Raw genomic sequence first — 8,030 nt, 5'->3', positions numbered from 1 at the left:
TTCGCCAGCTCCTCCATCATCGCCTTGATGGCCTCCGGCGTCATGCTCGTCTCGCCGAGATCGAAGGTGATCTTCTCGAGCTTGCCGGTGAACGGGGCGGGAACCTGATAATCCGCATCGTCCACCGACGTGCCGGTGTCGAGGCCGACGTCGAACGTCTCGTCCCAGGCCCAGATGAACGGCTGGGTATGAGGCAGCGCGCGTGTGGCCACGGCGGCGCCGTCCACGGAGAGCGTGCCGGTTCCTCCGCGCCCGACCGGCATGCCCGCCGGGTCCATCTTCCAGTCGAAAACGATCTTGTGCTTGCCGGGCGGCAGCGAGTCCGGGCTCTGCCACTTCGGCCGCTCGATGTCGAGCAGGTTCATGGTGAAAGTCGGCTTGCCATCCTTGAGATAGAGCCCATAGCCAGAGAACCGTCCGCCCTGCGTCACGAGCACGCCGTTCGCCCCGCCCTGCGGCACCTCGATCTCGGCGGTGATTGTGTAGGAGCGGTTGAGGATCGAAGGCGCCACGGCGAACTGGTTCGACGCATTCGGCGAGGTATAGACGAACTGCGTGCGGCCCGCGGCCGGTCCGGGGCGTTCGACGGTCAGGACCGCGACCTGCGAGGCGTTCAGCGGCAGCACGTTGTTGCGCACGGCCTCGATCATCCAGAGCTCCTGCATCTGCCGCAGCCGCTCGGGCTCCTGCGCGGCCAGATCGCTCGTCTGGGTCGGATCCTCCTTCAGGTTGAACAGCTCCCATTTGAACCCGTTCAGCACGTCGACCGGCGGATGCCCTTTAACGCCCTCCCATGGAAACACCGCGGGAATGGTGCTCGCCATCCAGCCGTCGTGGTAGATTGCGCGATTGCCCAGAATCTCGAAATACTGGGTGGTGCGCGTCGAGGCCGCGTCGGCGGCGGCCTTGTCCCAGCTATAGACCATGCTCACGCCATCGTAGGGGCGCTGGGCGATGCCATTGACCATGGTTGGTTGCGGGATTCCGACCGCATCGAAGATCGTCGGTATGATGTCGATAACGTGGTGGAACTGGTGGCGGATGCCGCCGGCGTCCGTAATGCGCTTGGGCCAGGTCGCCACCATGCCGGTGCGCGTGCCGCCGAGGTGCGAGGCGATCTGCTTGACCCATCGATAGGGCGTATCCATCGCGAAGGCCCAGGGCACCGCGAAGTGCGGGTAAGTCTGATCGGTGCCCCACGCGGGGATCAGCGGCAGCATCTGCTCGACGGTGAAGGAAAAGCCATTGAAATAGGCGACCTCGTTCGACGTGCCGTTCATCGAGCCCTCGGCGCTCATGCCGTTGTCGCCGCAGACCCAAAGGATCAGCGTGTTGTCGAACAACCCGAGCTTCTCGACGGTCTCGACGACGCGCCCGATCTCGTGGTCGACATAGGCCATGTAAGCGGCCCAGACGTTGATTTGGCGCAGGTAAAGCTTCTTCTGGTCGGCGGACAGCGTCTCCCACCTTGGCAGAAAGTCCGGCCAGGGCGGAAGTTTGGCGTTCGCCGGCACGACGCCGAGCTTTTTCTGGTTTTCGAAGATGCGCTGGGCGATCGCGTTCCAGCCGTCGTCGAACAGGTGCATGTCCTCAATGGTCTTGATCCACTCCGGGGTCGGATGGTGCGGCGCATGCGTCGCGCCCGGCGCGTAGTGGATGAACCAGGGCCGCTTCGGATCCGTCGCCGTCTGCGTGCTGATATACTCGATGCAATCGTCCGCCATGGCCGTGATCAGGTTCCAGCCCGGGTTGCCGTTGTAGGGGTGGATCGGCGTGGTGTTTCGGTAGAGGTTGCCCGGCTGCCACTGACTCGTGTCGCCGCCGATGAACCCGTAGGTAATCGTAGCCTTGACCGACCGGCCAGTGCTCGAAAGGTCCTTGCGGGCTCGCCTCCCAGGTCGGCACATTGTGGTTCTTGCCGAACCACGCGGTGGAGTAGCCGTTCTCCTTGAGGGCCAGCGCTCCGTGCGCGGTCTCGGGCCGCGTGATGGAGTCGTAGCCGGGATAGCCGGACGCCGCTTCGGCCACCGTGCCGAAACCGACCCCATGATGGTTCCGGCCAGTGAGCATCGCGGCCCTTGTCGGCGAGCATAGCGCCGTGTTGTGCATCTGGGTGTAGCGCAGGCCGCGCTGAGCCAGCTTGTCCAGAGTCGGCGTCGGCACGACGCCGCCGAACGCCGAGTTCGAGCCGAAACCCGCATCGTCGATCAGGACGAGCAGCACGTTCGGGGCGCCTTCGGGCGGCATGACGGTTGGCGGCCAGCCCGGCTGACTGTTGACGAAGTTCGGCGCGATGAAGCCCTGGAAGGGCGGCGTCGGCGTCGGCAACACCTTGCTGTCAGGAAACACAGTCGTAGTTGCCGACTGCGCCTGCGCCTCGCGGATCAAGGGCACGCCGAAAGCCGTGGCGAGCGCCGCCTTGGCCGTCGAGAAAAAGAGCTGCCGTCTGTTCATACCGTCCTCCAGCCAGTCCATTTGAACGCAGTCGTTCGAGCACGACCTTTTTCGCGAGCGGACCGAGCGGGTCCGCGAAGTCGCAGACAAAGGCGGCGAAGCGCGATTGCTTCGTCGCCATAGTCCGTCTTCAGACGGGCGTCATTCGACGCCCTATGGCTCCTTTCCATGACAGACTCGCTACGCATGCTGAGCCGCCATGATCTCGTCGGCGAAGCGCCCCTTGCGCACGAGGTCGGCCATGGTCCCCATCGGCTTTTCGATGTGCTGAAAGAAGGCCTTGTAGCCTTCGCAAAGATAGTTGAGCCCGCCTTCGCCGTCGGGCGCCGCGATGAACCGGTTGCGCGGGCATTCGCCGTAGCACGCGAACAGCACCGGACACTTGCGGCAATATTGCGGGAGCGTGTCGTATTTCGCGTCGCCGAACCGGCGCTGCTTTTCGGAGTGCACAAGATCGCCGAGCGGGGTCTTGCGCACATTGCCGATGAGATGGTCCGGCTCGACGAAATGGTCGCAGGAATAGACGTCGCCGTTGTGCTCCATGACCAGCGAGGCGCCGCAGGTGGGCGAGACGATGCAGGCGTTGTGCTGGCCGAGCCAGCTGCCGAGCGCCACATCGAAGGTGACGACGAAGACCTTGCCGACGTCCCGCTTCACCCACTCGTCAAAAATCGCGATCAGGAACCGACCGAAGGCATCGGCCTTCACCGACCGGTCGGTGACCAGGTTTCCCGTCTGCGTGTAGAGCGGCCGGTCCGATCCCCGCGGACCGCCCCAGCCGCGGTTGGCGAGCGCGATCGTTTCCCGCGTCGCGCGCTCGACGATCGGGATCAGCTGGATGTACTCGGCTTTTAGCTCGTCGCGAAGGAAGCGATAGACCTCAAGCGGATGATCGGCGTTAGCGGAATGGACTGTGCACAGGATGTTGGCGTCGACCTTGTGGGTCTGCAGGATCTTCCAGCCGCGAACCGCGTCGTCGAAGCTGCCGTCCGAACTCTTGGTCACGCGATAGGCGTCGTGCAGGGCGCGCGGCCCGTCGATGCTGAGGCCGACGAGGTAGCCGTTCTGCTTGAAGAACCGCGCCCATTCGTCGTCGATCAGCGTGCCGTTGGTCTGGATGGTGTGCAGGACGCGCATGCCCGGCGGACGGTATTTTTCCGCGAGCGCGACCGAGCGGCGGAAGAAGTCGATCCCACGCAGCATCGGCTTGCCGCCCTGCCACGCGACTTCGATCTGCGGCCCGAACGACGATTGCATGAGCTGCCTGATATAGGCTTCGAGAACGTCGTCCGGCATCAGCGGGCTCTCGCGCGCCGGATAGAGGTTCTCCTTCGACAGGAAGAAGCAGTACTGGCAGCCGAGGTTGCACGCCGCGCCCGCCGGCTTCGCCAGAAGGTGATATGCGGATTTCGCGGTCATGCCGGACGCGCCGAGGGCAAGGAACTCGGGCCGTGCTCGCAACGCATTCGGCCCGGTGCGTCGGAGATCCTATTCATGGACTGCGTGCTACACACGCTCGCTCCTAAGAACCCAGCGATTCAGGCGCGCATTTCGAACGGGGACAATGCGTCCGATCGTTACAGCGCGGGCGCGCCGATGGCGCCCCGATCCGCCCGCAGCACTCTATCGGTCGGCGCGGCCGCCGTCATTGACTTGGCGGGCAAAAAATTGACTTATTGGGCACGAGGGACCTCTTGATGTCGGCGCGCCCGAAATGGGCCGCCGCGGACGGCAGACAGGCGTTGGATACTCTTGCTCGGCCAGGACTGCGCTTTCCGACTGTCAAGGTTCGGAACCTTGCCGCGATTCCGCCGACCCTCGCCGAACTCGGCGCCGCCCCGGACGCGGTGATCCGGCAGGCGGGCATCGACCCGAAGCTCTTCTTGAACCTCGAGGCCGTCATTCCCTTTTCCGCACTGGGACGGCTGGTGACCGAGTGCGTCACGGCCACGGGCTGCGAATGCTTCGGGCTGAGGGTCGGGACGAAGACGCGGCCGACTGGCATGGGGCTCACCGGTCTCGTCTCGATTCATTCGCCGACGGTGCGCGAGGGGCTCGAAATCATCGTCGCGACCCTGCAGACGAGCGACACCGGCGGCGCCACCTTCCTCGACGTCCGTCGTGGCGTCGCCTGCTTCGGCTATGCGGTCACCGCGCCCGACATCGAAAGCGCCGACCAGATCGTCGACGCCGCGATCGCGATCGCCTTCAACGTCATGCGTCAACTCTGCGACCCCGGATGGCGACCGAACGAAGTGCGCCTCACCTGCGAGCCGCCGCGTGACAGAACGCCGTATGCGAAATTCTTCGAGGCGCCGGTCGAATACGGCGCGAAGGCGGGTTGCCTCGTGTTCGACGCGGCAATCCTCGGTCAGCCGGTGCACGACCGCGACCCGCATGCGGCGGATATTCTCGCACCGCTGCTGCGCGAGGCCGCCGGCAACGCGCAGGGCGATTTCGTCTCGACGGCGCGCGCTCTGATCCGCACCCAGCTCGCCGCCGGAATGTTGTCGCGCGAACGCGTCTGCCGCGCGCTGTCCTTGAGCGTGCGCACCTTCGTCCATCGGCTCGAGGCGCGCGGGCTCACCTACTCCGGGCTCGCGGACGAGGCGAAGTACGACGCGGCGCAGGATCTGCTCCGAAAAGGCGAGACGATCGCCGAGACCGCGGCGCGCCTCGGCTTCGCCGACCCGAGCGCCTTCACCCGCGCCTTCAAGGGCTGGTCGGGCGCGACGCCGGCGCGGTGGCGGGCGGAGCGGGGCGGATGAGGAGCGCGGCCGCCAAACTGCGAGGTCCGGCTAACCCTCTGAAATCATTGAATCGCTCGCCGCAGAACCGCCGCGAACCCCATCTAATGCATTGAAAAGACTGAGGTTCGGATCGAAATCGCCGGTCGTTGCCCGGCATCCGCCCGGAGGACCGACGCGCCGGCCGAGGCGGCGGTCCTTGGGGGCGCCCAATGGGCGACGGCGACCGCGCCGATCAACAGCGCGAAGACGAACCCGATGAGCCCAATCATCGCGCCCCACCGCACGCTAACCAGGAGAGTGACGGCCACCAGCGCCCAAAACAGGAACGAAACCAGCCCCATAATGTATACCCAACGCGTCCAGGCCTTGCGATCTTCATGACCTTTGGCCGTAACGACTCATGCGTCTCGCGGAATAAAAAATCGATCCGAGACGATGGCCCGAACCGTAAAGAACCTGTAAGGGACACCTCGGCTCGCGCGAAAGCGGCGTAGGAGGCGGCAGGGCGGCAGGGCTTCGAAGTCATTGGAATGTTCGCCGTCGAATCCATTGTTGCGCACACAGCTGTTCTTTTCACGACTTCAGCAATCGCTACCGGAAAGAGCTTGAAAATGTACACGAGCGCAGAACTTCAACTGCTTCGTAACGCCGACCCTGGCGTCAAGATTCCCAGCATCGACACCCCGACGGGCGATCCCCTTGCGGCGGCGTCGCTGAAGCCGCTCACCTCCCTGGAGAACAACGCCGTCCCGGGCGTCTCTTACGACCCGACGGAAAATCTGGTCAGAGTCACGGCGGCCGGAACAGTCCTCAGCGGATACAACTTCGGCAGCTCAGGAATCCCTCATTTCGTGAACGGCCTGACTTCGAGGGTCTTCGGCCCTCATAACGGGCGAACGCAGGGCCACAAGGTCCCACATTGAGCATGGCGTGATCTCTTTCTCGACAATTCGGAGCCCCGAATTCGCGCTTCAGGACTCGTCATGCGAGAATCGTCGCCGCAATGCGTCAACCTCCAGTTGCATTTGGGCCTTCGAAAAAATGAGGGGAAAGCTGAGCTTCGGCAGTGGGACGGTTTACGTCGAGGCCAACAATGTGACCATCAAGGACAGCAACTTCACCGCGACGACGGGATACTATGCCGTCCAGGTCCAGGGCGGCTACGGAAACACGACCGTAACCAGCAACACGTTCAACAGCGAAGCCATTCCCGCCCAGCTCGGCTGCTGGGTGACGTCGTCCGGCACGGTCACCGTCGCCAACAACACTTTCATCGATTCGCCAGCCGACGGAGTCGACGTCCAGGGCGGCGGCGTCATCTCCGGAAACTATTTCTCCGGCTCGGGCTACACGTCCGACGGCAAGCATCCCGACGCGATCTGGATCACCAACAGCACCGCTCCGATGACCATTTCGGACAACTTCATCGACTGGACCACGAACCCAAGCTCCATCTTCGGCACCAACGACTGCGTCCGCATCACGTCCGAAGAAGGCCCCGTCAGCAACGTGACGGTCACGGGGAACGACCTCATCGGCGGATCGACCAGCATCGACGCTGGCAACACTGGATCGTACGCGTTCAGCAACATCTCGATCGCCGACAACTACCTCGGATTTCTTCTGTATTACAACTTCATGCCGGGGCCGATGCAGGGGGTGACGTTGAGCGGCAACGTCATTTTCGACTACACCAGCCCCGAGTACGCCGCCAGCGCCTGGGCGGCCTACGAGAAGGCCGGCGCGCCAACGCCCAACGTCCTCGTCTCGACCAGCGGCTCGACCGTCAGCGCCTCGGGGACCGGCCCGACCACGCTCTACGGCAGCCTCGGCGCGCATCTGTTCGGCGGGACCGCCGAGAACAACCTCGTCGCCGGGTTTGGCAGGGAGTTTATCTTTGGCGGCGCCGGAGCGAACGTCTTCACGTTCATCAACCCCAATCGCGGTGACTCGCCGAGGTCGCTCCAAGCGTGATCTCCAATTCCGACCCGGCCAAGGACATCATCGACCTCAGCCATATTGACGCCAATCTGACGGCCGCGGGCGTTCAGAACTTCACCTTCATCGGCACGAACGCGCTCACCAGCGCCGGCGCTGAGGTCGATTACGTGCAGAATGCGGCGAGCGACACCACCACCGTCCAGGCCACGCTCGCCGGAGACGCCACGCCCGACCTGGTGATCCAGATCTCCGGCCTGCTGAATCTCACCGCGGCCAATTTCGCGCTGACGTCCAGCCAGTCCAAGGCGGACCTCGCCGCCGGCGCCGCCCTATCCGTCTCGACCCTGCGCTCGGGCTCCGCGAGCGAATATTCCTACACGAAAGTCACCGGCAGGGCCTGTTCGTCCTACGAGGCCATCGATGACGGGATCTACATCGCCGCCGACGATTTGAACCTGAGCGGGTCGTCGAACGAGATCGACCTTCTTCAGAACAAGGTCACGATCACCCGAGGCGATTCGGCCGAAAGCTTCGCGGTCGGCAGCGGTTCCTTCACCCTCGCCTATCACGCCAACGAGACGATCCAGGCGGCCGACGCCGGAGCGGAAACCTTCGCCTTCGGCTCGGGGTTCGGCAACGCGACGATCAACGGTTTTGCGGCGGCCGGAGCGAACGCCGACACCTTGCAATTGTCGATCTCCGCCTTCTCCTATAGCGGTGTCACGCGAGGATCCGAAATTCCTTTGGGTCGATGACGCGGAAATTGTCGGTGATGGTTGACGAGAACTCGTCGAACCGCTGTGGCACGGTTTCACGCAGGAAACCGAGCACGGCTTCGGCGAAGTCGCGGAATTTGGCGTAGCATCTGTTGTGGGTGACGTTCTC

At 64.0% G+C, this 8,030-nt stretch carries 7 protein-coding genes; 4 read left to right on the top strand and 3 right to left on the bottom strand.

Annotated elements, in window-relative coordinates; genetic code table 11:
* The 3 genes from ACLP25_RS08705 to ACLP25_RS08695 all read right to left on the bottom strand — a co-directional run.
* Positions 1–1,709: sulfatase-like hydrolase/transferase (locus ACLP25_RS08705; protein WP_442468809.1), on the bottom strand; the 1,709-nt coding region annotated here is incomplete at its 3' end.
* A complete protein-coding gene (locus ACLP25_RS08700; protein WP_442468808.1) occupies positions 1,591–2,475 on the bottom strand; it encodes a sulfatase-like hydrolase/transferase in 885 nt (294 codons plus the stop codon). The genes ACLP25_RS08700 and ACLP25_RS08705, both read right to left, overlap by 119 nt.
* A gap of 159 nt (positions 2,476–2,634) precedes the next feature.
* The gene (locus ACLP25_RS08695) at positions 2,635–3,873 is read right to left on the bottom strand and encodes an anaerobic sulfatase maturase (RefSeq protein WP_442468807.1); all 1,239 of its coding nucleotides are present in this window, start codon (positions 3,871–3,873) and stop codon (positions 2,635–2,637) included.
* 278 nt (positions 3,874–4,151) lie between these two features.
* Here ACLP25_RS08695 and ACLP25_RS08690 point away from each other — a divergent pair, with 278 nt between their 5' ends.
* The 4 genes from ACLP25_RS08690 to ACLP25_RS08675 all read left to right on the top strand — a co-directional run bounded on the left by ACLP25_RS08690 (position 4,152) and on the right by ACLP25_RS08675 (position 7,900).
* Positions 4,152–5,222, top strand: a complete 1,071-nt coding sequence (locus tag ACLP25_RS08690) for an AraC family transcriptional regulator (protein WP_442468806.1) — start codon at positions 4,152–4,154, stop codon at positions 5,220–5,222.
* Between the two features lie 512 nt (positions 5,223–5,734).
* Positions 5,735–6,127: a hypothetical protein gene (locus ACLP25_RS08685; RefSeq protein ID WP_442468805.1), complete on the top strand. Its 393-nt coding sequence runs from the start codon at positions 5,735–5,737 to the stop codon at positions 6,125–6,127.
* Positions 6,128–6,245: 118 nt separating this feature from the next.
* Positions 6,246–7,178, top strand: a complete 933-nt coding sequence (locus ACLP25_RS08680) for a right-handed parallel beta-helix repeat-containing protein (RefSeq protein ID WP_442468804.1) — start codon at positions 6,246–6,248, stop codon at positions 7,176–7,178.
* Positions 7,175–7,900: a hypothetical protein gene (locus tag ACLP25_RS08675; RefSeq protein ID WP_442468803.1), complete on the top strand. Its 726-nt coding sequence runs from the start codon at positions 7,175–7,177 to the stop codon at positions 7,898–7,900. The genes ACLP25_RS08680 and ACLP25_RS08675 overlap by 4 nt, the downstream gene beginning before the upstream one ends.
* Positions 7,901–8,030 lie beyond the last annotated feature (130 nt).

Source organism: Roseiarcus sp., from assembly GCF_052145395.1.
In the GTDB taxonomy this organism is placed as follows: domain Bacteria; phylum Pseudomonadota; class Alphaproteobacteria; order Rhizobiales; family Beijerinckiaceae; genus Roseiarcus.
The sequence above is the reverse complement of the archived record's forward strand: the minus strand, read 5'-3'. Positions and strand labels throughout refer to the sequence as shown.